Annotated in this window: 25 protein-coding genes; 21 read left to right on the forward strand and 4 right to left on the reverse strand. The window is 71.3% G+C overall.

The window, feature by feature from the left end:
- Window positions 1-9: 9 nt before the first annotated feature.
- Window positions 10-1,023, reverse strand: a complete 1,014-nt coding sequence (locus tag ABFX54_RS19280; RefSeq protein ID WP_346106607.1) for a LacI family DNA-binding transcriptional regulator — start codon at window positions 1,021-1,023, stop codon at window positions 10-12.
- A gap of 225 nt (window positions 1,024-1,248) precedes the next feature.
- Here ABFX54_RS19280 and ABFX54_RS19285 point away from each other — a divergent pair, with 225 nt between their 5' ends.
- The 18 genes from ABFX54_RS19285 (at window position 1,249) to ABFX54_RS19370 (ending at window position 18,466) form a co-directional block, all read left to right on the forward strand.
- On the forward strand, window positions 1,249-2,409 hold the full coding sequence (locus ABFX54_RS19285) for an ABC transporter substrate-binding protein (RefSeq protein ID WP_346106609.1): 1,161 nt from the start codon (window positions 1,249-1,251) through the stop codon (window positions 2,407-2,409).
- Complete coding sequence (locus ABFX54_RS19290; RefSeq protein ID WP_346106610.1) at window positions 2,406-3,317, forward strand: carbohydrate ABC transporter permease; 912 nt, start codon at window positions 2,406-2,408, stop codon at window positions 3,315-3,317. The genes ABFX54_RS19285 and ABFX54_RS19290 overlap by 4 nt, the downstream gene beginning before the upstream one ends.
- A complete protein-coding gene (locus ABFX54_RS19295) occupies window positions 3,314-4,078 on the forward strand; it encodes a carbohydrate ABC transporter permease (RefSeq protein ID WP_346106612.1) in 765 nt (254 codons plus the stop codon). The genes ABFX54_RS19290 and ABFX54_RS19295 overlap by 4 nt, the downstream gene beginning before the upstream one ends.
- A complete protein-coding gene (locus ABFX54_RS19300) occupies window positions 4,071-5,930 on the forward strand; it encodes a glycoside hydrolase family 127 protein (protein ID WP_346106614.1) in 1,860 nt (619 codons plus the stop codon). The genes ABFX54_RS19295 and ABFX54_RS19300 overlap by 8 nt, the downstream gene beginning before the upstream one ends.
- Before the next feature lie 9 nt (window positions 5,931-5,939).
- Entirely contained in the window at window positions 5,940-6,632 is a 693-nt protein-coding gene (locus ABFX54_RS19305) for an Ig-like domain-containing protein (protein WP_346106616.1), read from the forward strand.
- A gap of 89 nt (window positions 6,633-6,721) precedes the next feature.
- Window positions 6,722-8,818, forward strand: coding sequence for a sensor histidine kinase (locus ABFX54_RS19310; RefSeq protein ID WP_346106618.1), 2,097 nt, complete (start codon window positions 6,722-6,724; stop codon window positions 8,816-8,818).
- 99 nt (window positions 8,819-8,917) lie between these two features.
- Window positions 8,918-9,934, forward strand: coding sequence for a LacI family DNA-binding transcriptional regulator (locus tag ABFX54_RS19315; RefSeq protein WP_346106619.1), 1,017 nt, complete (start codon window positions 8,918-8,920; stop codon window positions 9,932-9,934).
- Window positions 9,935-9,981: 47 nt separating this feature from the next.
- Window positions 9,982-11,589, forward strand: a complete 1,608-nt coding sequence (locus ABFX54_RS19320) for an FAD-dependent oxidoreductase (protein WP_346106621.1) — start codon at window positions 9,982-9,984, stop codon at window positions 11,587-11,589.
- Between the two features lie 25 nt (window positions 11,590-11,614).
- Entirely contained in the window at window positions 11,615-12,853 is a 1,239-nt protein-coding gene (locus tag ABFX54_RS19325; protein WP_346106622.1) for an ABC transporter substrate-binding protein, read from the forward strand.
- Window positions 12,853-13,752 (forward strand): carbohydrate ABC transporter permease, encoded by a 900-nt coding sequence (locus ABFX54_RS19330; protein WP_346106653.1) that lies wholly within the window; start codon window positions 12,853-12,855, stop codon window positions 13,750-13,752. The genes ABFX54_RS19325 and ABFX54_RS19330 overlap by 1 nt, the downstream gene beginning before the upstream one ends.
- Complete coding sequence (locus ABFX54_RS19335) at window positions 13,742-14,566, forward strand: carbohydrate ABC transporter permease (protein ID WP_346106624.1); 825 nt, start codon at window positions 13,742-13,744, stop codon at window positions 14,564-14,566. Before ABFX54_RS19330 ends, ABFX54_RS19335 begins: the two co-directional genes overlap by 11 nt.
- 12 nt (window positions 14,567-14,578) lie before the next feature.
- The gene (locus tag ABFX54_RS19340) at window positions 14,579-14,848 is read left to right on the forward strand and encodes a sulfurtransferase TusA family protein (protein ID WP_346106626.1); all 270 of its coding nucleotides are present in this window, start codon (window positions 14,579-14,581) and stop codon (window positions 14,846-14,848) included.
- A gap of 17 nt (window positions 14,849-14,865) precedes the next feature.
- Window positions 14,866-15,894 (forward strand): LacI family DNA-binding transcriptional regulator, encoded by a 1,029-nt coding sequence (locus tag ABFX54_RS19345; RefSeq protein ID WP_346106628.1) that lies wholly within the window; start codon window positions 14,866-14,868, stop codon window positions 15,892-15,894.
- A gap of 304 nt (window positions 15,895-16,198) precedes the next feature.
- Window positions 16,199-17,029 carry an alpha/beta fold hydrolase gene (locus ABFX54_RS19350; protein ID WP_346106629.1) on the forward strand — a complete coding sequence of 277 codons (831 nt, stop codon included), beginning with the start codon at window positions 16,199-16,201 and terminating at the stop codon, window positions 17,027-17,029.
- On the forward strand, window positions 17,026-17,472 hold the full coding sequence (locus ABFX54_RS19355) for a YdeI/OmpD-associated family protein (RefSeq protein WP_346106631.1): 447 nt from the start codon (window positions 17,026-17,028) through the stop codon (window positions 17,470-17,472). Before ABFX54_RS19350 ends, ABFX54_RS19355 begins: the two co-directional genes overlap by 4 nt.
- A gap of 62 nt (window positions 17,473-17,534) precedes the next feature.
- Window positions 17,535-17,861 carry a DUF3140 domain-containing protein gene (locus tag ABFX54_RS19360; protein ID WP_346106633.1) on the forward strand — a complete coding sequence of 109 codons (327 nt, stop codon included), beginning with the start codon at window positions 17,535-17,537 and terminating at the stop codon, window positions 17,859-17,861.
- A gap of 4 nt (window positions 17,862-17,865) precedes the next feature.
- The gene (locus ABFX54_RS19365; protein WP_346106634.1) at window positions 17,866-18,216 is read left to right on the forward strand and encodes a nuclear transport factor 2 family protein; all 351 of its coding nucleotides are present in this window, start codon (window positions 17,866-17,868) and stop codon (window positions 18,214-18,216) included.
- A 37-nt stretch (window positions 18,217-18,253) separates the two neighbouring features.
- A complete protein-coding gene (locus tag ABFX54_RS19370) occupies window positions 18,254-18,466 on the forward strand; it encodes a hypothetical protein (RefSeq protein ID WP_346106636.1) in 213 nt (70 codons plus the stop codon).
- A gap of 104 nt (window positions 18,467-18,570) precedes the next feature.
- On the opposite strand, the gene ABFX54_RS19375 is transcribed toward ABFX54_RS19370, so the two are convergent.
- Window positions 18,571-19,020, reverse strand: coding sequence for a DUF6228 family protein (locus ABFX54_RS19375; RefSeq protein WP_346106638.1), 450 nt, complete (start codon window positions 19,018-19,020; stop codon window positions 18,571-18,573).
- A 24-nt stretch (window positions 19,021-19,044) separates the two neighbouring features.
- Complete coding sequence (locus tag ABFX54_RS19380; protein WP_346106639.1) at window positions 19,045-19,641, reverse strand: TetR/AcrR family transcriptional regulator; 597 nt, start codon at window positions 19,639-19,641, stop codon at window positions 19,045-19,047.
- A gap of 144 nt (window positions 19,642-19,785) precedes the next feature.
- Between ABFX54_RS19380 and ABFX54_RS19385 the strand changes: the two genes are divergently transcribed.
- Window positions 19,786-20,733 carry a beta-ketoacyl-ACP synthase III gene (locus ABFX54_RS19385; RefSeq protein ID WP_346106641.1) on the forward strand — a complete coding sequence of 316 codons (948 nt, stop codon included), beginning with the start codon at window positions 19,786-19,788 and terminating at the stop codon, window positions 20,731-20,733.
- Between the two features lie 8 nt (window positions 20,734-20,741).
- Here ABFX54_RS19385 and ABFX54_RS19390 read toward each other — a convergent pair whose 3' ends face one another.
- Complete coding sequence (locus tag ABFX54_RS19390; protein WP_346106642.1) at window positions 20,742-21,347, reverse strand: TetR/AcrR family transcriptional regulator; 606 nt, start codon at window positions 21,345-21,347, stop codon at window positions 20,742-20,744.
- A gap of 65 nt (window positions 21,348-21,412) precedes the next feature.
- Here ABFX54_RS19390 and ABFX54_RS19395 point away from each other — a divergent pair, with 65 nt between their 5' ends.
- Window positions 21,413-22,687 (forward strand): FAD-dependent oxidoreductase, encoded by a 1,275-nt coding sequence (locus ABFX54_RS19395; protein WP_346106644.1) that lies wholly within the window; start codon window positions 21,413-21,415, stop codon window positions 22,685-22,687.
- Between the two features lie 43 nt (window positions 22,688-22,730).
- Window positions 22,731-23,468 carry a hypothetical protein gene (locus tag ABFX54_RS19400; protein WP_346106646.1) on the forward strand — a complete coding sequence of 246 codons (738 nt, stop codon included), beginning with the start codon at window positions 22,731-22,733 and terminating at the stop codon, window positions 23,466-23,468.
- Window positions 23,469-23,626: the final 158 nt, after the last annotated feature.

Here is a 23,626-nt window from a genome sequence, read left to right on the forward strand (position 1 = left end):
CCGGAAGTGTCAGGACACCCCGGGGGGTGAGGTGGAGTCGCGGATGACGAGCTGGCACGGCAGGGTGTGCACGCCGGGAGTAGCCTTGCCGTCGATCGCCGCGAACAGGTGCTGCGCCGCCGTCCGCCCCAGCACCTCCAGGTTCATGTCCACGGTCGTCAGCGCGGGCCGCGTCTCGGTGGACAGCACCTCCCAGTTGTCGTAGCCCACCACGGCCACGTCGTCCGGCACCCGCCGCCCCCGCTCCCGCACCGCCTCGACGAACCCGGCCGCGATCTGGTCGCTGCCGCAGAACACCGCGTCGATCTCCGGCTCGGCCATGAGCAGCATCTCCGCCGCGTGCCGCCCCCACCGCTGCGACCACACCCCGGACAGCGTCCGCCCCGCCTGGGCGACGCCGGCCTCGGCCAGCGCCTGGCGGAAGCCCTCCTCGCGGTCGCGGGCCGCCTTGTAGTGGGCGGGCCCGGTGACGTGGGCGATCCGCCGCCGGCCGAGTGCCAGCAGGTGGTTGACGGCCATCGCCGCCGCCCCGACGTCGTCGGGGACGAACGAGACGTCGGCCGGATCCTCCGACGGCCCGTACGCGTAGACGACCGGCACCGGCAGGTCCTTGCTGATCGACGGCCGCGGGTTGGTGCTCTCGCCCACCACGATCAGCCCGTCGACCCGCCGCGACAGCAGCGCCCTGATGTGGTGCTGCTCCCTGATCGCGTCGCCGCGCGCGTCGCAGAGCAGCACGGCCATCTCCCCGGCCCCGAACGCGTCCTCCGCGCCGAGCAGCACAGGGATGCCGAACCGGCCGACGCTGTCGGAGGTGAGCAGCCCCACGGTCCGTGTCTGCCCGGACAGCAGCCCTCTGGCCAGGGCGTTCGGCTGGAAGGAGAGCTCGGCCGCGGCGGCGAGCACCCGCTCGCGCGTGGCCGCCCGCACGTCCTGGCGCCCGTTGAGCGCCTTGGAGGCCGTGGCGATCGATACCCCCGCCAGCGAGGCCACATCGTTGATGGTCGCCCGCTTAACCGCCATATGTCGAAACCCTTTTCGGTGAATGGTGAACCACTGTGCACCTTAGCACCCATTGACAGGGCCTCACGTTTCTTCTACGTTTCCGAAAACCTTTAAGTCCAGGAGCACATCATGAGACGAAGGCCGGCCGGGATCTCCCTCCTAGGTGTGTTAGCGCTCACAGCCGCGGCCTGCGGCAGTCCCGGTGGCGGAGGAGGCGGCGGCGCCACGCCCGCTGACGGTCCCGTGACGATCACCATGTGGACCCGCGCGGCCACCCAGACGCAGACCGAGCGCCTGGTCCAGGCCTACAACAGCAGCCACAAGAACCAGGTCAGGCTCACCGTCATCCCGACCGACAACTACCAGCCCCGCATCGCGGCGGCGGCCGGGGCCAAGCAGTTGCCCGACGTCTTCGCGGCCGACGTCATCTTCGTCCCGAACTACACCTCCCAGGGCCTGTTCATGGACATCACCGACCGGATCGCGGCGCTGCCGTACAAGGACAAGCTCGCCCCTTCGCACATGAAGCTCGGCACGCTCGACAACCGGCGGTACACGCTCCCGCACACCCTGGACCTGTCGGTCTGGTTCTGGAACAAGGACCTGTACGAGAAGGCCGGCCTCGACCCCGAGCAGGGGCCGAAGACGCTCAAGGAGTTCGCCCAGCACGCCACCACGATCCAGGAGAAGCTGGGCGAGGACGGCAAGGTGCACGGCACCTTCTTCGGCGGCAACTGCGGTGGCTGCTACGTCTTCACCTTCTGGCCGTCGGTCTGGGCCGCGGGCGCGCAGGTCATGAATGACGACGGCACGGCCTCGCTCAACGACCAGCCCGCCATGACCGAGGTGTTCAAGATCTGGCGCGAGCTGTACGAGAAGAAGGCCACGGGCCCGACCGCCAAGGAGGAGCAGGGCCCGACCTGGACCGGCTTCTTCCCCAAGGGCGAGATCGGCGTCATGCCGATGCCCTCGACCACGCTCGGCCTGATGCCCAAGGACATGAAGATCGGCGTCACCCCGATCGCGGGCCCCGACGGCGGCGAGTCCACGTTCGTCGGCGGCGACTCGGTGGGCATCTCCGCCACCAGCGAGCACGCCGACGCGGCCTGGGAGTTCCTGTCCTGGACGGTCTCCGACGACGCCCAGGTCGAGGTCATGGCCAAGAACAAGGACGTGCTCGCGCGCACCGACCTGGCCGGCAACAAGTACTCCTCGGAGGACCCGCGAGTGGTGCTGATCAACTCGCTGGTGGCCAAGGGCCAGACCCCCTTCGCGCTGCGCTTCGGCCAGACCTACAACGACCCGCAGGGCCCGTGGCTGCGCCTGGCCCGTGAGGCGGTGTTCGGCGACGCCTCGAAGGTCGCGCAGCTGAACGCCGAGATCACGACGTCCCTGCAGCAATGACGCTGACGGTCACGAGATCCGGGCGGGCGGCACACGCGGCGCCGCCCGCCCGGTGGCGCGGCAGGAAGGTGCAGGGCTGGCTGTACGCGGCCCCGACGGCGGTCATCGTGGGCGTGCTGTTCGTCGCGCCGCTCGTACTCGTCGTCTGGATGTCGCTCAACCGCTGGCCGCTGCTCGGCCCGGCCACCTTCAACGCGCCGGACAACTACCTCAAGATCGCCGACAACCCGCTGTTCATCGACGCGGTCGGGTTCACGCTGAAGTACACGGTGATCACCACGGTCCTGCTGTCGGGCGTGGCGCTCGGGCTGGCGCTGCTGGTGCAGGAGCGCAGGCCCGGCATCGCCTTCTTCAGGACCGCGTTCTTCCTGCCGGGCGCGGTCGGCTTCGCCGCGGCCGGCCTGCTCTTCTACGGGATGCTGAACAACGACTTCGGCCCCATCGACCCCATGCTCCAGGCGATCGGCATCACGAGCGAGCCGGTGAAGTGGATCGGCACCCCGAACATGGCGCTGTTCTCCACGATCACGCTGGTGTTGTGGCGTTTCGCCGGGTTCAACATGCTCATCCTGCTGACCGGCCTCCAGGCGATCCCCACCGAGGTGTACGAGGCCGCGAGGAGCGACGGGGCCAACCGGTGGCAGATCCTCACCAAGATCACGCTGCCGCTGCTGCGCCCGACGCTGGCGCTGATGCTGATCCTCAGCGTCACCGGCTCGCTGCTGGCCTTCGACCAGTTCTTCGTCTTCACCAACGGCGGCCCGGACAACAGCACGGTCTCCATGGTCATGGTCGTCTACCGCGACGCCTTCTTCCGCTTCGACCTCGGCGGCGCGGCGGCCCTGTCGGTCGTGCTGCTCGCGGCCCTGGTCGGGCTCAACACGCTGATGATGAGGAGGCTGCGGTGAGCCGCTACCTCACGCTTTCCGCGCTGGCGGTGCTGTTCCTGTTCCCACTGGTGTGGAGCGGCTACGCCTCGCTGGAGGAGCCGTCCGACTACCTGGAGATGGCCAGGTTCGGCGAGGGCCTGGACACGTACGCGACCAACAGCGTTCTGGTGTCCGGCATGACGGTGGGCGGCACGCTCGTCGTCTCGGCGCTCGGCGGCTACGGGTTCGCCCGGTTCGACTTCCCGGGCAAGAACCTGCTGTTCCTGGCCACGCTGGCGATCCTCATGGTGCCGTACGCGACGATCCTGATCCCGCTCTACGTCCTGCTCGGCTATCTCGGCCTGCAGAACTCCCTGGTCGGGCTGTCGCTGGTGTTCGTGATGTTCCAGCTCCCGTTCGCGCTGTTCATGATGCGCAACGCGTTCGAGGCGCTGCCGCGCGAGCTGGAGGAGGCGGCGCTGGTGGACGGGTGCGGCACGTTCCGGGCCTTCTCCAGGGTGCTGCTGCACGCCGTGCGGCCGGCGCTGATCACGGTGGGGCTGTTCGCCTTCCTCGCCTCGTGGAACGACTTCTTCGCCCCGCTCATCCTGCTCAACGACGGCTCGTCGTTCACGCTGCCGGTGGCCGTGGTCAGCATGACGCAGCACACGTTCGGGGCCGTCGACTACGGCATGCTCCAGGCCGGCGTCATGGTCATGGCCATCCCCTGCCTCATCCTCTTCATCGTGCTGCAGCGCCACTACGTGCGCGGATTCATGTCAGGAGCTCTGCGTGGCTAATCCCGTCCTGCCCTCATCGGGCGTCCTCGCCCCCCTCGGCCTCGACGCGGTACGCCTCTCGCCCGGCTTCTGGGGCGACCGGGCCGCGCTCAACCGCGAGGTCACGATCGACCACTGCCGGGAATGGGAGGAACGAGAAGGCTGGATCGGCAACTTCAGGGGCGAGCGACCCCGGCGGGGGCGGGAGTTCAGCGACTCGGAGATCTACAAGCTGCTCGAAGCCATGGCCTGGGCCGGCCATCCGGGGCTGCCCGCGCTGGCCGAGACGGTGGCGCAGGCGCAGGAGGGCGACGGCTACCTCAACACGCGCTGGTCCGGCAGCCGCTACACCGACTTCGAGTGGGGCCACGAGCTCTACTGCTACGGCCACCTCATCCAGGCGGGCGTGGCCAGGCTGCGCACGCACGGCCAGGACCTGCTGGCGGAGGTCGTCCTCAAGGCCGCCGACCACGTGTGCCGCCGCTTCATGGACGGCGCCGAGACCTGCGGCCACCCCGTGATCGAGATGGCGCTGGTCGAGCTCTACCGGGCCACCGGCACCGAGCGCTACCTGGAGATGGCCCGCCGCTTCGTCGAGCGGCGCGGGCTGCCCGCGCTGGCCGACATCCCCTTCGGCCGCGGCTACTACCAGGACGACGTGCCGGTCAGGCAGGCGCAGGTGTTCCGCGGGCACGTCGTCCGCGCGCTCTACCTGGCCTCCGGCGTGGTGGACGTGGCGGTCGAGACCGGGGACCAGGAGCTGCTGAAGGCGGTCGAGGCCCAGTGGGAGCGGACGGTCGCGCGGCGTACCCACCTGACCGGCGGCATGGGCTCGAGGCATGCCGACGAGTCGTACGGGGAGGACTACGAGCTGCCGCCCGACCGGGCCTACAACGAGACCTGCGCGAGCATCGCCTCCGTCATGCTGGCGCACCGGCTGCTGCTGGCCACCGGCGACGTCCGCTACGCCGACCTGACCGAGCGCACGCTCTACAACATGCTCGCGACCGGCGTGGCGCTGGACGGCCGCTCGTTCTTCTACGCCAACCCGCTGCAGGTACGGGTGCCGGCGGTGCCGCACGACGGCGTCAACCACGCGGCGGAGGGCGGGCTGCGCTCGCCCTGGTTCGACGTGTCCTGCTGCCCGAACAACATCGCCCGCACGCTGGCGTCCCTGCCCGCCTACCTGGCCGCCGGGGCCGGCGACGGGATCGTGCTGCACCACTTCACGCCGTCGGAGATCCGGCACGGGCGGCTGGCGGTGCGGGTGGAGACCGGCTACCCATGGACCGGCTCGGTGCGGGTGCGGGTGGTGGACGACGGCGCGGGCCGCATCGGCCTGCGCGTGCCCGCCTGGGCGGCGGACGCGACGCTGGCGCGCGTGCCCGTCTCCGCGCGGGACGCGCCGCTGCCCGACGGGCCGGTCGTGCGGCCGGTGAGTCCCGGGTACGTGCACGTCGAGGGGCCGTGGCGGGCCGGCGACGAGCTCCGGCTCGAACTGCCGATACGGCCGAGGTGGACGTTCCCCGACCGGCGGATCGACGCGCTGCGGGGCAGTGCGGCGGTCGAGCGGGGGCCTCTGGTCTACTGCGCGGAGTCGGTGGCCGACGAGCCGCCGCTGGGCGATCTGACGGTAAGTACCGAGCCGCCGGTGGAGCGGCCGGCCGACGATGGGGCCGAGGGTGTGGTCGAGCTGGAGGTGACCGCCTCGATCGGCGGCTCCGCTGACGGCGGTGGCTGGCCGTACGGGGCCGCGGGTGCTCCCGAGGACGGCGCCGACGTGCGGTTGCGGCTGGTGCCCTACCACCGGTGGGGGAACCGGGGGCCCGCGACCATGCGGGTCTGGCTCCCGACGATCCCCCAGGCGAAGTAGGAGGAGCACGTGCGCAGAACGTCGGTGTGTCTGGCCGTGTTGGCGCTCGCCGCCTCGCTGGGCGTCGCGCCCTCCCAGGCGGCTCAGGACGATCTCGGCCTGCCGGTGCTCACCGGGGCCGATCCCGTGCCGGACGAGCCCGTGGGCTACCACCCGCGCCGGATGATGCAGCGGATCCACGACGAGGAGAAGGGCGGCGATTCGTACTGGATCGACCGCATGCTGGCGCGGCCCGGCGACGATCCGGCCGGGACGTGGCTGATGTCGCGCGGGCGGGCGCTGTTCATGAAGGAGCACGACCCGGCCGAGCTGGGCTTCGGCGGGCACGTGGCGTACTGGGAGAGCATCGACGACCGCGACGCGTACGTGATCTCGCTCGGGACCGGCGGGACCGAGGACGTCTCGAAGCGGCTGCAGCTGCCGAGCCGCTGGAGCGGCCGGTACGCCGGCGACGGCCTCGCCGTCGGCGTGAAGAAGTTCATCACCCGCGAGAACGTGGCCGTCACGACCAGGGCCGGGGTCACCCCGTCGCTGCCGGGGACCGTCGTCGCCACCTACAACGACGGCTCAAGGGACAGCTCGGTGACCGTCACCTGGGAGGCCGTCGGCCCCGAACGGTACGCCCAGCCGGGCACGTTCACGGTGACCGGCCAGGTGGCGGGCACGAACGTCGCCGCCAGGGCCACCGTGACGGTCGGGTAACGCCTATTCTGTCCTGGCCCCGCCCGTTTCGCGGGGCCAGGACGGACGGGCGCGCCGGGGCTCGGGCGGGGAAGGCGGAGTGCAGCACGATGGCCGAACTCGCCGACACGACAGACGACCCCGGACGTGTCCGGCGGATGAGTGGTGCGGCCGTCGTGGCCACCGCGATGGCCGTGGCCTCGCCGGTCCTGGGGCTGGCCACCATCCTGATCTGGCTCGGCCTGCCCGCCGAGTGGACCCCGGACAAGACGGTCAGCCCGCAGTCCGCCGTCGTCTTCACCTTCCCGGCGGTCGGCGCGTTCCTCATCCACCACAGGCCCCGGCTGAACATGGCCTGGCTCATGTGCGCGGGCGGTCTGGCCGCCGGGATCAGCGACGTGTCCGGCGCGCTGATGTTCCGCGCCGCCGCCGGCGGTGAGCTCGCCCTGGCCGGCTGGTTCCGGGTGCCGATGCAGCTCGGCTGGGCGGTGTGCGGGCTGGCGCTGACGATGGTGCTGCCGCTGTACTCGCCGGACGGCCGGCTGCCCTCCCGGCGCTGGCGGCCCGCGCTGTGGCTGGGCTGCCTGGCGATCACGGCCGCGACGGTGCACAACCTGTTCCGGATGACGGCGCCCCGCGCGGGGTACCCGTACCCGGAGGTCATCCCCAGCCCGCTGGGGATCCCCGCGCTGGCGCCGTACCTGGAGGTCGTGGACGTCGTCGGCTGGGCGGGCATCTACACGGCGATGGCGCTTGCGGCGCTGTCGCTGCTGGCCCGGATCCGGCGGGCCGACCCGGTCACGCGCCGGCAGATCGGCTGGCCGCTGTTCGCCTTCGTCGGCTACATCGTCTTCCTGGTCCTGGCCGCGATCTGGCCGGTGTTCATGTGGCCGTCGATCGTGTGGGCGGCGGCGATCCCGTTCGCGGTGGCGTTCTCGGTCATGCGCTACCGGCTCTACGGGATCGACACCGTCGTCAGCCGGGCCCTCGTCGCGGCCGGCCTGGTGGTCGTGGTCAGCGCCGTCTACTTCGGCGCCGGCGCGCTGTCCGGGCTGGTGGTCTCCGGATACGACCAGGTGGCCGGGATCACCGCCGCGCTGTTCGCCGGCGCGTTCTTCCAGCCGCTGCGCCGCGCCCTGCAACGGGCCGTCGACCTGCTCCTGTACGGCGCGGTGGGCGACCCCGGCGTGCTCGCCGGGCGGCTGACCCAGGCCGTGCGCCGCGGTGACCCGGCCGAGGCGCTGACCTCGGTGGTCAGCGTGCTGCGTGACGGGCTCGCGGTCGAGGGGGTGGCCGTGGAGGTGGCCGACGGCGAGCCCCGCTACGTCGAGAGCGGGCGGGTCGGGCCGGCCGCGCGCGAGGTGCCGCTGGTCTGGCACGGCACCCGCGTCGGCCGTCTGCTCGTCGGCCCGCCGGGGCCGCGCCGCTTCCCCGCCGCGCACAACGAGCGCGTCCTGGCCACGCTCACCCCGTACGCGGCCGACGTGGCGCACGCCGTGCGCATGGCCGCCGACCTGCAACGTTCACGAGAGCGCATCCTGACGGCCAGGGAGGAGGAGCGCCGCCGCCTGCGCCGCGACCTGCACGACGGACTCGGCCAGACCCTGTCGGCGATGGCCATGACCATCACCATGGCCCGGCTCAGCCTCAAGAACTCCCCCGACGCCGCCGACGACCTGCTGCGCGAGCTGCACGCCGGCATGGGCGCCGTGACGAGCGACATCCGCGAGCTCGTGTACGGCCTGCGCCCGCCCGCGCTCGACGACCTGGGCCTGGCCGGCGCGGTGCGGGACCTGGCCGCCCGGTCGTCCTCCGGCGCCGGAGCCGATGTCGAGGTGGCCGATGTCGAGGTGGAGGTGGAGATCGGCGGCGACCTGTCCGACCTGCCGGCGGCCGTGGAGGTGGCGGTCTACCGCATCGTCCAGGAGGCCCTGACCAACGTCCGCAGGCACGCGGGCGCGTCGCGGGCCACGATCGCCGTGCGCCGGGAGGAGGGGGTGCTGCGGATGCTGATCGCCGACGACGGCCGGGGGCTGCCCGAGTCGCACCGGGCGGGCGTCGGGCTCGGCTCGATGCGCGAGCGGGCGGCCGAGCTCGGCGGCAGCTGCGTCGTGACCGGCGAGCCGGGCACGGGCACCCGGGTCGAGGTCACGCTCCCCCTCACGACGCCGGCGACCGGGCCCCGAAATGCGGCGGAAATTCGCTAATCCGGATTAGCACTGCGGCAACTCTTGACACCACGATGCCGCGCGGCGAACAATTCCAGGCATCATCCCGCGCTAATGCGCATTAGCTAGGATCGCCGCATGCCTCCCCCCGTCCCTTCACGCCGCCTGACCCAGCGCGACATCGCCCGGCTGGCCGGCGTCAGCCAGACCACCGTCTCCCTGGTGCTCAACAACCGCGCCGACGCCGAGTCCCGGATTCCCGCCGAGACCCGGGACCGCGTGCTGCGGGTGATCAAGGAGACCGGCTACGTCGCCGACCCGGCGGCCCGCAGGCTGGCGGCCGGGCGCAACCGCATCCTCGGCGTCTTCACCTACGAGCCCGTCTTCCCCAGCGCGACCGGCGACTTCTTCCACCCGTTCCTGATCGGCATCGAGGAGTGCGCCGAGCAGCGCGGCTGCGATCTGCTGCTGTTCACCAGCGCCCCCACGGTCGACGGGCGCAAGCGGGTCTACCACCAGGACCACCGGCTCCGGCTGGCCGACGGGTGCGTGCTGCTGGGCCGCGAGCTGGACCGGGAAGACCTGGCCAGGCTGGTGACCGAGGGCTACCCGTTCGTGTCGGTCGGCCGCCGCGACGACGCGGGCGGCACGGTGCCGTACGTCGGCGCCGACTATCCGGCCGCCGTCGGTGAGCTGGTCGCGCGGACGCGGGCGATGGGCCACGAGCGCATCGCCTACCTCGGCCACGGCCGCGGCCCCGAGTCCTACGTCGACCGCTACCGCGGCTACGCCGAGTCCGTGCCCGAGCCGCTGCGGCTCGACCCGGGCGAGCCGGCGGAGATGGCCGAGCGGGTGCTGGCCGCGGCGGCGACGGCGGTGCTGGCCGAGGAGTACGCCGACGGCGTCGCCCTGACCGACGTGCTGGCCAGGCGCGGCGTCTCCGTCCCCGGCGACCTGTCGGTGATCACGCTGGGCGATCCGACGCGGCCCGCGCCCACCGACGTCGACTTCACCGGCTTCCGCATCCCCCGCAGGGAGATGGGGCGCCAGGCGGTGGAGGACCTGACCGAGCTGGTCGAGGGCGGTTCACCCGCCCAGCGGCTGCTGCCGTGCCAGTACACCGAGGGCGTCACGCTGGCGCCCGTACGCACATGAAAGCCCCAACCCGAATGAATGCCCGTACGCAGAGGAAAGGACCGGATTTGCGCGAGTCGAGCACCGAGGTGCTGATCGTCGGGGGCGGCCTCGGAGGGGTCGCCGCGGCGCTGGCCGCCCTGCGGGCCGGGCGGAAGGTGGTGCTGACCGAGGAGTACGACTGGCTCGGCGGCCAGCTGACCAGCCAGGCCGTCCCGCCCGACGAGCACACGTGGGTCGAGCGGTTCGGCGTGACCGCGAGCTACCGGGCGCTGCGCGACGGCATCCGCGACTACTACCGCCGCCACTACCCGCTGACCGAGGCCGCCCGGGCCTGGAAGGAGCTCAACCCGGGCGCCGGCCACGTGAGCCCGCTCTGTCACGAGCCGCGGGTGGCGGTGGCGGTGATCGAGGCCATGCTGGCTCCCTACCGGGGCGGCGGTCGGCTGACCGTGCTGCAGCCGTACCGGCCGGTCGGGGCGGAGGTGGACGGCGACCGGGTGACGGCCGTGCGGCTCGCGCACCGCGACGATCCCGGCGACGAGATCTGGGTCGCGGCGCCGTACGTGCTGGACGCCACCGAGACCGGCGAGCTGCTGCCGCTCACCGGCACCGAGTACGTGACCGGCTTCGAGTCGCAGGCCGACACCGGCGAGCCCAGCGCCCCCTCCGCCGCCCAGCCGATGAACATGCAGGCCGTCTCCGTCTGCTTCGCCATCGACCACGTGGACGGCGACCACACGATCGACCGGCCTGAGCGCTACGACTTCTGGCGGGCGTACCGGCCGGAGTTCTGGGGCGGGCCGCTGCTCGGCTGGCGCAGCCCCAACCCGCGCACGCTGGAGATCTCCGAGCGTTCCTTCACCCCCAACCCCGGCGACGACGCGCTGCGGGTCCGGGCCGACCAGCGGCGCAACCCCGGCGACGGGAACCTGTGGACCTTCCGCAGGATCGCCGCCCGCGACCTGTTCGCGCCGGGCGCGTACGCCAGCGACATCACCCTGGTCAACTGGCCGATGATCGACTACATGGAGGGCCCGGTCATCGACGTGCCCGACGCCGCCGAGCACCTCGCGGCGGCGCGCGAGCTGTCCAGGTCGGTGCTCTACTGGCTGCAGACCGAGGCGCCCCGCCCCGACGGGGGCACCGGGTGGCCGGGGCTGCGGCTGCGCGGCGACGTGACGGGCTCGGCCGACGGCCTGGCCCAAGCGCCGTACGTACGGGAGTCGCGCCGGATCCTCGGCGAGTACACGATCGTCGAGCAGGACCTGTCCATGGCCGTGCGCGGCGACAAGGGCGCCGCGCGCTACCCCGACTCGGTCGGCGTCGGCATGTACCGGATCGACCTGCACCCCTCGACCGGCGGCGACAACTACCTGGACGTGCCGAGCAGCCCGTTCGAGCTGCCGCTCGGCGCGCTGCTCCCCCGCCGCGTGCGCAACCTGCTGCCCGCCGGCAAGAACCTGGCCACCACCCACATCACCAACGGCTGCTACCGCCTGCACCCGGTCGAGTGGAACATCGGGGAGGCCGCGGGCGCGCTGGCCGCGTTCTGCCTCGACCGGTCCACGGCCCCGCACGCCGTGCGGGCCGACCCCGCCCTGCTCGCCGCCTTCCAGGAGCGCCTGGAGGAGCAGGGCGTCGAACTCCACTGGCCGGACGTGTCCGGCTACTGATCCCCCCATTTGTTAGGAGCGCCCGATGCGCATCACCATGGCCGCCGCCGGACTGGCCGGACTGCTCGTCCTGACCGCCTGTGGCTCGGGTTCCGAGCCCGCCGCCACCGGCCCCGCCACGCTGCGGATGACGATCTGGACCGGCAACGCCGAACACCTCTCCCTGCTCAACTCGATCGCCGACGAATACCGGAAGACGCACCAGGACGTGGCGGCGATCAAGTTCGACACGCTGCCGATCGAGAACTACACGACGACCCTGACCACGCAGATCGCCGGCGGGAACGCTCCCGACCTGGCCTGGATCCTGGAGAACTCCGCGCCCGACTTCGTCGGCTCAGGCGCGCTCGCGCCGCTGGACAACCTGGTCCAGCCGGAGCAGCTCGCGCCCGCGACCACGAAGCTGTGGCAGCAGGAGGGCAAGCTGTACGCCTACCCGTTCTCCACCTCGCCCTTCGGCGTGTTCGTCAACCTCGACCTGCTCAAGCAGGCCGGGCAGAAGCCGCCCAAGGCGGGCTGGACGTGGGAGCAGGCCGTCGAGGCGGCCGCCGCCGTGAACAAGGAGAGCGGCAAGGCCGGTCTGGTGGTGCGCGACTTCGACTACAAGGGCTGGGACAACCTGGCCACCGTGTGGGGCGGCTGGGGCGCCGAGGCGTGGAGCGAGGACGGCAAGACCTGCGGCTTCGCCAAGCCGGAGATGGTCGAGGCGATGACCTTCCTGCACAAGGCGATCTTCACCGACAAGGCGCTGCCCGCCCCCGGCACCACGGCCGACTTCTTCGCCGGTGAGGCGGGGATGACGATCACCCAGATCTCCCGCGCCTCGCTGCTCAAGGACGCCACCTTCAAGTGGGACCTGATCCCGCTGCCCACCGGTCCGAAGGGCGCCTACAGCGTCATCGGCCAGGCCGGCATCGGCGTCATCAAGAAGAGCCCGAACGCCGCCAAGGCCGCCGACTTCCTGTCGTTCCTCTCCAACCCCGACAACTCCGCCAAGCTCGGCCAGTACTTCCCGCCGCCGCGCACCCAGCTGCTCACCGCCGAGAGCCTGGCCAAGAGCAACCCGCTGCTCAAGCCGGAGCAGCTCCAGCAGGTCGTCATCGACGGCATCTCCGCCGGCCGGGTCAAGCCCAGCCACGCCGGGCAGGCCGAGCTGGCGCAGACCGTGCGCGCCCAGCTCGACCAGCTCTGGCAGCCGAGCGCCGACGTGGCGAAGACGCTGACCGGGGTGTGCGCCGCCATCCAGCCGATGCTGGCCAAGTGATGCCCGCTCGTACGACGTGGTGGACGGCGAGCCGCAGGGACCACCTGGTGGGGTACGCCTTCGTGGCCCCCCAGCTGCTCGGGAGCCTGCTGTTCGTCTTCCTCCCGCTCGGCCTGGTGCTCTACTACAGCCTGCACGAGTGGAACGTGCTGGCCGACACGTTCGAGTTCGTCGGCGGCGACAACTACCGGCAACTGCTCGCCGACCCCAACGTGCCCGAGGTGCTGAGCGCCACCGCGCTGTTCTCCGTCGGCCTGGTGGTGTTCAACCTGTCGCTGGCCATGCTGCTGGCGGTGCTGCTCAACCAGCGGCTGCGCGGCACGGTGGTGTTCAGGACGCTGTTCTTCTCGCCGGTGGTGGTCTCGCTGGTCGCCTGGACGATCGTGTGGGGCTTCCTGCTCCAGTCGAACGGCGGCGTCAACGCCCTGCTCCAGACCGTGGGCGTCGAGGGGCCCAACTGGTTGCGTACGGGGACGGGCGCGATGGTGTCGGTGATCGGCGTGCAGGTGTTCAAGAACGTCGGGCTCAACATGGTGCTGTTCCTGGCCGCGCTGCAGGGCGTGCCCAAGGAGCTGTACGAGGCCGCCAGGATGGACGGCGCCGGGGCGTGGACCAGGTTCGCCCGGATCACACTGCCCATGATCAGCCCGACCGTGCTGCTCACCTCGATCATCACGGTGGCCGGGTCGCTGCAGGTGTTCGCCCAGATCGCGGTGCTCACCCAGGGCGGCCCCGGCACCTCCACGACCGTGCTGGTCTACTACCTCTACCAGCAGGCCTTCCAGTTCCACCACTTCGGCTACGGCGCCACGCTGTCGGTGCTGCTCTTCGTGATCGTGCTCGCCCTCACCGTGCTGCAGTGGCGGATGCGCAGGAGGTGGGTGTTCCTTGAGGCGTAAGACCCTCCTGTACGGCGTGCTGTGCGTCCTTTGTGTGCCGTTCGTCTTCCCGACCTGGTGGATGGTCACCTCGTCGCTGAAGCCGGTGAGCGAGATCTTCGCGTTCCCGCCCTCGCTGCTGCCAGGCCGGCCGCAGCTTGAGGCCTACCGGCAGGTGTTCGAGCTGCAGCCGTTCGCCCAGCAGTACTGGAACAGCCTCTACATCGCCGCGGTCGTCACGCTCGGCACCCTGGCGGTCTCGTCGCTGGCCGGATGGGCGTTCGCGCGCATCCGCTTCCGCGGCTCGAACGCGCTGTTCCTGGTCATCCTGGTCGGCCTGCTGATCCCCAGCGAGGTGACGATCGTGCCGCTGTTCCGGCTGTTCCACTCGGCCGGGCTGACCGACACGCACTGGCCGCTGATCCTCATCCCGATCCTGGGCGCGCCGAGCGTGCTGGCCACGTTCATCATGCGGCAGTTCTTCCTGGCGCTGCCGAAGGAGCTGGACGAGGCGGCGGCGGTCGACGGGCTGGGGCGGCTGGCCACGTTCTGGCGGATCGGGCTGCCGCTGGCCCGGCCGGCGGTCGGCGCGGTGGCCATCTTCACGTTCCTGCACAGCTGGAACCTCTACCTGGAGCCGATCGTGTTCCTGTCCACGCCGGAACGGTTCACGCTGCCGCAGGCGCTGACCCAGTTCGTGGACGCCTACGGCGGGCCCATGTGGAACGTGCAGCTTGCCGCGGCCTCGCTGACCGCGCTGCCGGTGCTGGTGGTGTTCGTGGTGGCGCAGAAGCAGTTCGTCGAAGGTTTGGCACATACGGGACTTAAGGGGTGATTTCCTAGAAGCATGCCTGATCTCGTAGTCGACGGCGGCGACAAGCTCTGCGTGCAGCTGCTTCTCGAACTTCGCGCCCACGTGCGCGCGGCCGGTCCCGGCGCGGTGATCCATCTGATCGCCGCCGATCCGGCCGCGCCCGTGGACCTGCCCGCGTGGTGCCACCTGACCGGGCACACCTATCTCGGGCCCGTCGAAGGGGCGGAGCGGGCCACGTACGCCCTGCGCGTGGCGGAGGCCGCCAAGGAGACGCGGGAATCGAAACCCTGGCACGCGGCTTGACCGGTTAATATCAAACGGTGAAACGCCCCACCATCGCCGACATCGCCAGCAGGGCGGGAGTGTCCAAGGTCGCGGTCTCCTACGCGCTCAACGGGCAACCCGGGGTGTCGGAGGCGACGCGGGCCAGGATCGTCGCCATCGCCGACGAGATCGGCTGGCGCCCCAACAGCGCGGCCAGGGCGCTCAACGGCGCCCGTGCCAACTGCGTCGGCCTCGCGCTGTGCCGGCCCGCCCGCGTCCTGGGCGTCGAGCCGTTCTTCATGGAGCTGATCAGCGGCATCGAGGGCGTGCTCGCCGACCGCTCCTACGCGCTGCTGCTCCAGGTGGTCACCAGCCACCAGCAGGAGAGCGAGGTCTACCGGCACTGGTGGGGCGAGAGCCGCATCGACGGCGTCTTCCTCGTGGACCTGCACTACTCCGACTCCCGGGTGAGCGAGCTGGAGCGGCTCGGCATGCCGGTCGTGGTCATCGGCCATCCGTCGGAGTCGGGCTCGCTGTCGGCCGTCTGGTCCGACGACGGGGAGGCCGTCCGCGAGACCGTCGGCTACCTGGTGGCGCTCGGCCACCGGCGTATCGCCCGGGTGGCCGGGCTGCCCGAACTGGTCCACACGACCGTCCGCGACCAGGCGTTCGAGCGGGCGTGCCAGAGCGCGGGCGAACACGCGGTCGAACACGTCATCGTGCACAGCGACTACACCGGCGAGGAGGGCGCGCGGGCCACCAGGCGGCTGCTCAGCTCGCCCGACCGGCCCACGGCCATCGTCTACGACAACGACATCATGGCCGTGGCGGGCCTGTCGGTGGCCCAGGAGATGCGGGTGGACGTGCCGCGTGACCTGTCCATCGTGGCCTGGGACGACTCGCAGCTGGCCCAGGTCGTCCGGCCGCCGCTGACCGCGCTCACCCGCGACATCCCGGCGTACGGGGCGCATGCGGCGCAGCGCCTGCTCGCGCTGATCGCCGGGGAGAGCGTGCCGCCGTTCGAGGACCGGGCCGCCATCCTCACCCCGCGCGGCAGCACCGGCCCCGCCCGCACGGGCGCGTAGCCCTCCGGCCCCGCCCACGCGTGGCCCGCCCTTCGCCCGGGGAACCCGCGGCGCGTGCCCGGGGCGGGACCCGCGGCTGGCAGACCGCCGGCTCCGGGCCCGGACACGCGCCGCCCCCTCCTTCGCGGCGTGAAGCCCTCGGGAGCCGTCCCGGCGTCCCCCGCGCGAGACGGCTCCAGATGTACCGAGTGCGGCACACCCGCTCTGCGTACGCCCGTACCTAAATGAGATGGGAAATCCGGCGAATCGTGACTCGGCGACCAGGTGTTGACAAATTTTTTTGTCGGAGCTTATCGTCATCACCATGAGCAACGTCACGTCCGCGGACGGCACCCGCATCGCCTGCACCCGCGCCGGCTCCGGCCCACCGGTCGTCCTCGTGGACGGCGCGCTCAGCCACCGCGCGCGGAGCATCAACGCCGGCCTGGCCACCGCGCTGGCCTCGCGCTTCACGGTCTACACCTACGACCGGCGCGGCCGGGGCGAGAGCGGCGGCACCCCGCCCTCCACGCCCTCCACGCCCTCCACGCCCTCCACGCCCTTCGCTCCCGAGCGCGAGGTCGAGGACCTGGCCGCGGTCGTCGCCGAGGCCGGTGGCCCCGTGCGCCTCTACGGCACGTCGTCCGGCGCCGCTGTCGCCCTGGCCGCCGCCCACAGCGGGGTCCCGGTCGAGCGGCTGGCGCTGTACGAGCCGCCGTTCATCGTGGACGCCACCCGGCCGCCCGTGCCCGGCGACTACCTGCGCACGCTGGACGACCTGGTGGCCGCGGGCCGGCGCGCCGAGGCGGTGCGTTACTTCATGCGCGTCGGTGTCGGGCTGCCGGGGATCGTCGTGGCCATGATGCGCTTCATGCCCGCCTGGTCCTCGCTCAAGGCGCTGGCGCACACGCTGCCCTACGACGCGGCGTTCGTGGCGCCGTACGAGCTCGGCAGGCCCTACCCCGCGTCGAGCTGGGCCTCGGTCAAGGCGCCCACGCTGGTCATGGACGGCGGCAAGAGCCCGTCATGGATCAGGAACGCGGCCGCGGCGCTGGCGGAGCACCTGCCCGAGGCCACGTATCGCACGCTCGACGGGCAGACCCACATCGTCAAGCCGGCGGCGCTGGCGCCCGTACTGGAGGGGTTCTTCCGATGAGATTCCGCACCACGATCGAGCTGAACGGCAAGACCGCCACGGGGATCGAGGTGCCGGCCGCCGTCGTCGAGGAGTTCGGCGCGGGCAAGCGGCCGGCCGTGACCGTCACGATCAACGAGCACACCTACCGCAGCACGGTGGCCACGATGGGCGGCCGGTTCATGCTTCCGCTCAGCGCGGAGAACCGGCAGGCCGCGGGGGTGGCGGCGGGCGACGAGGTCGAGGTGGAGCTGGCCGCCGACACCGCGCCGCGGCAGGTCGAGGTGCCCGCCGACCTGGCGGGCGCGCTCGACCGGGCGCCGGAGGCCAGGGCGTTCTTCGAGAGCCTGTCGTACTCGGGGAAGCGGCGTTACGTGCTGGCGATCGAGGGCGCGAAGAAGCCGGAGACCAGGCAGCGGCGCATAGCCGACACGGTCGCCAAATTGACCGCCGGCATCCGCTGAGACACGCGGCTGGGGCGGGTTTCCGGTGCGTAAGGCCCGGCCAGAGGGGTAGGCGGCCGGGTATGAGTGCAGGGTTCGAGGGTTTCGACACCGACCTGTTGTGGGACGAGTTCCATCGTGTGGTCGACATGAACTCCGAGGAACTTCGTACCTACCTGCTCGCCGACGCGTCCGACGAGGAGGGGTTCCCTCCTGACCCGGATCTGGGCGTCGACGAGCTGGGACGCGCGGTTCCGCAGGTCCCGCGCAAGCGGAAGGGCGATCTGACCAAGGTCGACCTCGACGTGATGCGGCAGGTCATGGAGCTCGTCGAGACCATGGGCGGACGTACGGACGACGACTCGCGACGCGAGCTGGTGTCCGTCGGACACGATCCGCTGAGGGGTTAGACCGATGGTCGAGCCTCATTCGTGGATCGAGGGATACGTGCGGGCGTGGAACTCCAACCATCCCGACGACATCTCCGCCCTGTTCACCGAGAATGCGGTCTATTACTCCGAGCCGTACAGTTCGCCCTGGCAGGGGCGTGACGAGATCGTCGCGCAGTGGCTGGGACGGCAGGACAAACCTGGCGAGGCCACTTTCGAGTGGCATCCGGTATGTGTGACGGACGACCTGAGCGTCATCCAAGGAGTCACGACATATCCGGACAAAACGTACAGCAACCTCTGGGTGATCCGCTTCGCTTCCGATGGGCGATGCCGGGAATTCACCGAATGGTGGATGCGGCACGATGCCAAGTGATGCAATGGGCCGAACCGTCTTCACCCGAGGAGATCCGTTGAGAGACAACCTCGACCTCGCCGCGAGCGCCCAGGAACTGGCCGACGCCGCCCCGACGGGATCGATCGACCGCGCCGCCGCTTCGTCGGTGGCGATCACGCTCGCCACCACCCGTGACATCTCCGACGCCAGGAAGACCCTGGACGGGCTCTCGCCCGAGGAGGTCAGGCAGGCGGCGCTGCAACTGTTCGACCGGCTCTCCTCGGACTGACCCGCCCGACCGCTTCTCCTCGGACCGGCACCACCGGCGCGGATGGTTCTCGGGCCGGTCGGGCGGTTGATGCTGCCCATTTTTTTCGCGTTTCTGTACGGCTTTCAGGGCCGGGCCAGGAAAGTCCGGACATCGGAGGCCAGGGTGGTCAGTTGCTGCCCGGCCTCGATCCAGGTGGTGGCGGAGACCTCCCACGTCGGGCCCCGGTAGAAGTCGGGGCGCATCTTCCAGGTCAGCTCGATGTGACCGCCGGAGTGGAAACCGGCTTCGAGCGTGAGCTGGTCGGCGTGCCAGGTACGACTTTCCGACCAGCCGCGGAAGTCGTCGGCGAGCCGGCCCAGGAAAGCGGACAGGTCGCCGGCGAGGTCGTAGATCGACACGGTCACGTCGGGGATCGTGGCGCGCAGCTCGTGGGCCCTGGCCTCGATGGCGAAGACGGTCTCGTCGTCGTCGATGCGCCGCCCGCTGAGCCGGATCGTCAAGGCGGGGTCCCGCGAGCACCGGACCAGGACCTCGAGTGGCGCGGCCGTGTCATCGTGATCTTCGTAGCCCACCTGAGCAGGATAGTCAGGGCCACATCAGCTCAGACGGGCTCGCATGGCGTGGCGGGCGTAGGCGGCGGCGTGGGGGTCGCGGTGGAGTTGGACGGCGTGGTTGAGCGCCATGGCCAGGCCCAGGAGTTCGAAGGCGAGCAGGCCGGGGTCCGTGTCCGGAGGGAGTTCTCGCGCGGCCACGGCCCGGCGGATCTCCTTGCCGAGACGGTCGCGCCAGGCGTCGAAGCGCGCCTCGACCGCGTCACGCACCGGCCCCGGCCGGCCGTCGAACTCGTGCGCGGCGGCGACGAAGAAGCACCCGCCGGGGAAGACCTGACGTTCCAGGTAGGAGATCCACGCCTCGCAGAGCACCCGCAGCCGGGTCAGGCCGGGCGCGGCGGGCCTGGCGGGCTCCCAGACCTCGGCGCGGAAGATCTCGTCGGCCCGCCCCAGGACCGCGAGCTGCAGCGCCTCTTTGGAACCGAAATGCCCGAGCACACCTGACTTGCTCATGGCCAGTTCGGCGGCGAGGCGGCCGATGGTCAGCCCTTCGAGCCCGTTCCTGGAGGCGATGGCCACCGAACGGTCGAGGATGGCCGCACGCGTGCCGAGCGCCTCGGCCACCGACCTGCGCGGGCTCATCCGATCACCCTTCCGGTGGACGTGAGCAGCGGTCCTCCCCAGGTGTCGCGGGTGGCGGGCCGGCGGGTGGGCGGGGTCATGAGATCAGAGTAGCGGGCCGTTCGGGAAATAGCGTCCGAACGTTCGCTTGCTATAGTCCGCCGCATGAATGGATCACGACTTGTCGCGACAGGCCACTATCAACCCGCAAAAATCCTGACGAATGATGATCTGGCGGCGATGGTGGACACCAGCGACGAGTGGATCACCAGACGGGTCGGGATCCGCACCAGGCACGTGGCCGAGGACGGCGAGAGCGTGGCGGACCTGGCCACGCATGCCGCCGCCAAAGCCCTGGCCGGCAGCGGCCTGGAGCCGTCCGACATCGATCTCGTGCTGATCGCCACCTGCACCCAGACCGAGCGCGCCCCCAACGTCGCCTCCCACGTCGCGGGCCGGCTCGGCGTGCCCGAGGCCGCGCTGATGGACCTCGGCGTCTCCTGCTCGGGCTTCACCCACGCCCTGGCCCAGGCCGACCACGCCATCCGGGCGGGCGCGGCGACGAACGCGCTGGTCGTGGGGGCGGACAAGATGACCGCCGTGACCGACTGGACCGACCGGACGACGTGCGTGCTGACGGGCGACGGCGCAGGAGCGGCCGTGGTGAGCGCGGTGAGCGCGGCCGAGGAGCCGGGGATCGGGCCCGTCGTGTGGGGCTCGGCGCCGGAGCTGGGCGCCGCCGTACGGATCGAGGGCACGCCCACCCGCTTCTCCCAGGACGGCCAGTCGGTCTACCGCTGGGCCACCACGCGCCTGCCCGAGATCGCCCGGCTGGCGTGCGAGCGCGGCGGCGTGCGGCCGGAGGAGCTGGCGGCGGTGGTGCTGCACCAGGCGAACCTGCGCATCATCGAGCCCATCGCCCAGAAGCTCGGCGCGGTGAACGCGATCGTCGCCCGTGACGTGGTCGAGTCGGGCAACACCTCGGCCGCGAGCGTGCCGCTGGCGCTGGCCAAGCTGCTGGAGCGGGGCGAGGTGGCGGAGGGTGCGCCGATGCTGCTGTTCGGCTTCGGCGGGAATCTGTCGTACGCGGGGATGGTCGTGCGCTGCCCCTGACCACCGATTCAGGCCGGCGGGCGCGCCTGCCCCAGGTGCGCGACCAGTTTCTCGATCTGCTGGGCGTAGTGCTCGGTGAGCTCGGGCGAGGCCGGGTCCTGGTCCCACACGGCCCGGACGAGCTGGGGGAAGGAGATGCCCGCCGCCGCCATCGCGAAGAGGGCCACCAGGAGCGCGCCCGGGTCGAGGTCGGCGGGGAACTCGCCGGCCTCCTGGCGGCGGCGTAGCTGCTCCAGGTCGCGCCGCACGTCGGCCACGAACGCCGGGGCGGGCGCCGTGTCGTCGGTGAGGCCCTGCCAGAGCATCAGCCGGCCGTAGTCGCGGCGCTCGGCGTTGGCGCGGACGTAAGAGGCGGCCAGCTCGCCGAGCGAGGCCGAGGGATCGGCGAAGGCGCTCTCCTCGGCCTGCCAATGGGTGTTCAGCGCCTGGTAGAGGCCCTCCTTGCCGCCGAAATAGTAAGAAATAAGCTGCTTGTTCACCCCGGCCCTGGTCGCGATCTCGCTGACCCGCGCCCCCGCGAACCCCTTTGCCGCGAACTCCTCCAGCGCCGCCTGAAGAATCCGCGCCTTCGTGCGCTCGGGGTCGCGCTGCCTCTCCTCCGGTGCTCGCCTCATGCCGGTCAGCTTATCATCCATACGTTTGGTTGACAGTTTCATCTGAATGGTTGATAGTCAGGGGCATGACGACGCAGAAGAAGCGCATCGCGATCATCGGCGGCGGGGTCGGCGGGCTCTGCCTGGCCCAGGGGCTGCTCAAGGCCGGGCTCGACGTGACCGTCTACGAGCGCGACCGCACCCCGGCGGACCGGCTGCAGGGCTACCGCGTGCACATCGACCCCCACGGCGCCCGCGCCCTGCACGACTGCCTGCCCGCCCCGCTGTGGCAGGCCTTCCTCGACACGACCGGACGAGGCGGCCAGGACTTCGGCTTCCTCACCGAGCGGCTGCGCACACTGGCGCTGATCGAGACGCCCGCCGCCGCCGACCCGGCCGACGACCACCACTCCGTCAGCCGCATCACGCTCAGGCAGGTGCTGCTGTCCGGCTTGGACGACGTCGTCCGGTTCGGGAAGACGTTCGAGCGCTACGAACGGCTGTCCGGCGGGCGGGTGCGGCTCTTCTTCGCCGACGGCACGAACGAGACCGCCGACATCGTGGTCGGCGCGGACGGCGGCAACTCCCGGGTGCGCAAGCAGTACCTGCCGCACGCCGAGCGGGTGGACACCGGGATCACCACCGTGGCGGGCAAGTTCCCGCTGACGGAGGCGAGCAGGAAGCTGCTCGCGCCCCGGCTGGTCGAGGGGCCCAACAGCGTGATCCCGCCGCAGGGGATGGGGTTCTTCACCGCCCCGCACGACCTGGGCACGGGCCCCGTGCGTGACGACGGGATCGGCGGGACCGAGCAGGAGGGCGCGCTGATGGACAACACCGGCAGCTACATCCTGTGGGCGTTCGGCGCGACGTCCAAGCGCTTTCCCGCCGGCCTGTCCGGGATGACGGGAGAGCAGCTCAAGGAGACCGTGGCGGGCATGATCGCGTCCTGGCATCCCGACCTGCGCAGGCTGGTCGAGCTGTCGCATCCGGGCACGGTCTCGCTGCTGCCGATCCGTACCTCGATCCCGATCGACCCCTGGCCGGCCACCACCGTCACCCTGCTCGGCGACGCCATCCACAGCATGACGCCGATGCGCGGCATCGGCGCCAACACCGCGCTGCGCGACGCGCGCCTGCTCCGCGCCGCACTCACCACCGGCCTCACCGCCGGCGGCGACCCGGTCGCGGCCATCGCGCGCTACGAGACGGAGATGCGGGAGTACGGCTTCGCCGCCGTACGCGACTCGCTGCGCGCGGCCGAGCAGTTCGTCGGGGACAACCGGACGGCGCGGATCGGGTTCAAGACGTTCCTGCGGGTGGTGGGGCACGTTCCCGCGCTCAAGGCCAAGGTGTTCTCCTGACTCACCTGTTGCGCGGAGGGGGCCTGGCGAAGAATGTGGAGGCATGCCAGGCGTCGACACGCTGGACGGTCTGCTCAAGGCCGTCGCCGAATTCCGTACGGACGACTACGAACTGCGGGCCGAGCAGGGCGCGCTCGACCGCGCCAGGCGCTCGATCGAGGAGTCGGGGCTGCTGCTGCTCGGCGAGGTGCACGGCGTCAGGGAGAACCCGCTGATCATCCACGGCCTCATGCGCGCGCTCGGGCTGACCCACCTGGCCCTCGAATGGCCAGGCGACCTCAAGCACCAGCTCGACGTCTATCTGAGCGAGGGGACGGGGCTGGACCATCCGCTGTGGTGGCTCGGCGACGGGCGCGTCACGGCCGGGCACCTCGCGATGCTCAAGGCCATCCCCGGGCTGACGGTCACGCTGTTCGACGGGGGCATGTTCACCGGCGACTGGTCGCAGCGGGACGCCCTGATGGCCGAACGGGTGCTGACGGCGCGCGTGGAACCGGCGCTGGTCGTGGCCGGTCACGCCCACGCCCTCACCTCGCCGACCGAGCTGGGCCTGCCGATGGGGGCCTGCCTGGCCAGCGCGCGGCCGTCACTGGAGAGCGTGCGGATCGACTACGGCACCGGCGGCTACTACGCCATCGAGCCACGGCAGACCAGGGGGTACTCCGCGCCCGACGGGCTGGGGGTGGTGGACGGGGAGCTGATCGTGGGGCTGCCCGTGTTCCACGAGGCCACGGTGCCGCATCTGCCGGTCGAACTGCTGCGGGAGCGGCTCGGGCTGTGACCGCCCGCGCTCGCCCGGGCGGGGTGGTGGGGCGGCGGTTAGTGTGGACTCGGCGTGCGGTCGTGGAGGGCGGATGCGGGTCGGGATCCTGGGGCCCCTGCGGGTGGCGGGCGGCGAGATCGGCGGCGCCCGGGTGCGGGCGCTGCTGGTACGGCTGG

Source organism: Nonomuraea maheshkhaliensis, assembly GCF_039529435.1.
In the GTDB taxonomy this organism is placed as follows: Bacteria; Actinomycetota; Actinomycetes; order Streptosporangiales; family Streptosporangiaceae; genus Nonomuraea; species Nonomuraea maheshkhaliensis.

Bases quoted from the DNA above. Each gene is read 5' to 3' on its own strand.
- ABFX54_RS19380 (WP_346106639.1), bottom strand. From the start codon at position 19,641: ATGAGCCCGCGCAGGTCGGTGGCCGAGGCGCTCGGCACGCGTGCGGCC.
- ABFX54_RS19330 (WP_346106653.1), top strand. From the start codon at position 12,853: ATGCCCGCTCGTACGACGTGGTGGACGGCGAGCCGCAGGGACCACCTG.
- ABFX54_RS19315 (WP_346106619.1), top strand. From the start codon at position 8,918: ATGCCTCCCCCCGTCCCTTCACGCCGCCTGACCCAGCGCGACATCGCC.
- ABFX54_RS19340 (WP_346106626.1), top strand. From the start codon at position 14,579: ATGCCTGATCTCGTAGTCGACGGCGGCGACAAGCTCTGCGTGCAGCTG.
- ABFX54_RS19360 (WP_346106633.1), top strand. From the start codon at position 17,535: ATGAGTGCAGGGTTCGAGGGTTTCGACACCGACCTGTTGTGGGACGAG.
- ABFX54_RS19355 (WP_346106631.1), top strand. From the start codon at position 17,026: ATGAGATTCCGCACCACGATCGAGCTGAACGGCAAGACCGCCACGGGG.
- ABFX54_RS19395 (WP_346106644.1), top strand. From the start codon at position 21,413: ATGACGACGCAGAAGAAGCGCATCGCGATCATCGGCGGCGGGGTCGGC.
- ABFX54_RS19365 (WP_346106634.1), top strand. From the start codon at position 17,866: ATGGTCGAGCCTCATTCGTGGATCGAGGGATACGTGCGGGCGTGGAAC.
- ABFX54_RS19280 (WP_346106607.1), bottom strand. From the start codon at position 1,023: ATGGCGGTTAAGCGGGCGACCATCAACGATGTGGCCTCGCTGGCGGGG.
- ABFX54_RS19310 (WP_346106618.1), top strand. From the start codon at position 6,722: ATGGCCGAACTCGCCGACACGACAGACGACCCCGGACGTGTCCGGCGG.
- ABFX54_RS19325 (WP_346106622.1), top strand. From the start codon at position 11,615: ATGCGCATCACCATGGCCGCCGCCGGACTGGCCGGACTGCTCGTCCTG.
- ABFX54_RS19400 (WP_346106646.1), top strand. From the start codon at position 22,731: ATGCCAGGCGTCGACACGCTGGACGGTCTGCTCAAGGCCGTCGCCGAA.
- ABFX54_RS19350 (WP_346106629.1), top strand. From the start codon at position 16,199: ATGAGCAACGTCACGTCCGCGGACGGCACCCGCATCGCCTGCACCCGC.
- ABFX54_RS19385 (WP_346106641.1), top strand. From the start codon at position 19,786: ATGAATGGATCACGACTTGTCGCGACAGGCCACTATCAACCCGCAAAA.
- ABFX54_RS19290 (WP_346106610.1), top strand. From the start codon at position 2,406: ATGACGCTGACGGTCACGAGATCCGGGCGGGCGGCACACGCGGCGCCG.
- ABFX54_RS19390 (WP_346106642.1), bottom strand. From the start codon at position 21,347: ATGAGGCGAGCACCGGAGGAGAGGCAGCGCGACCCCGAGCGCACGAAG.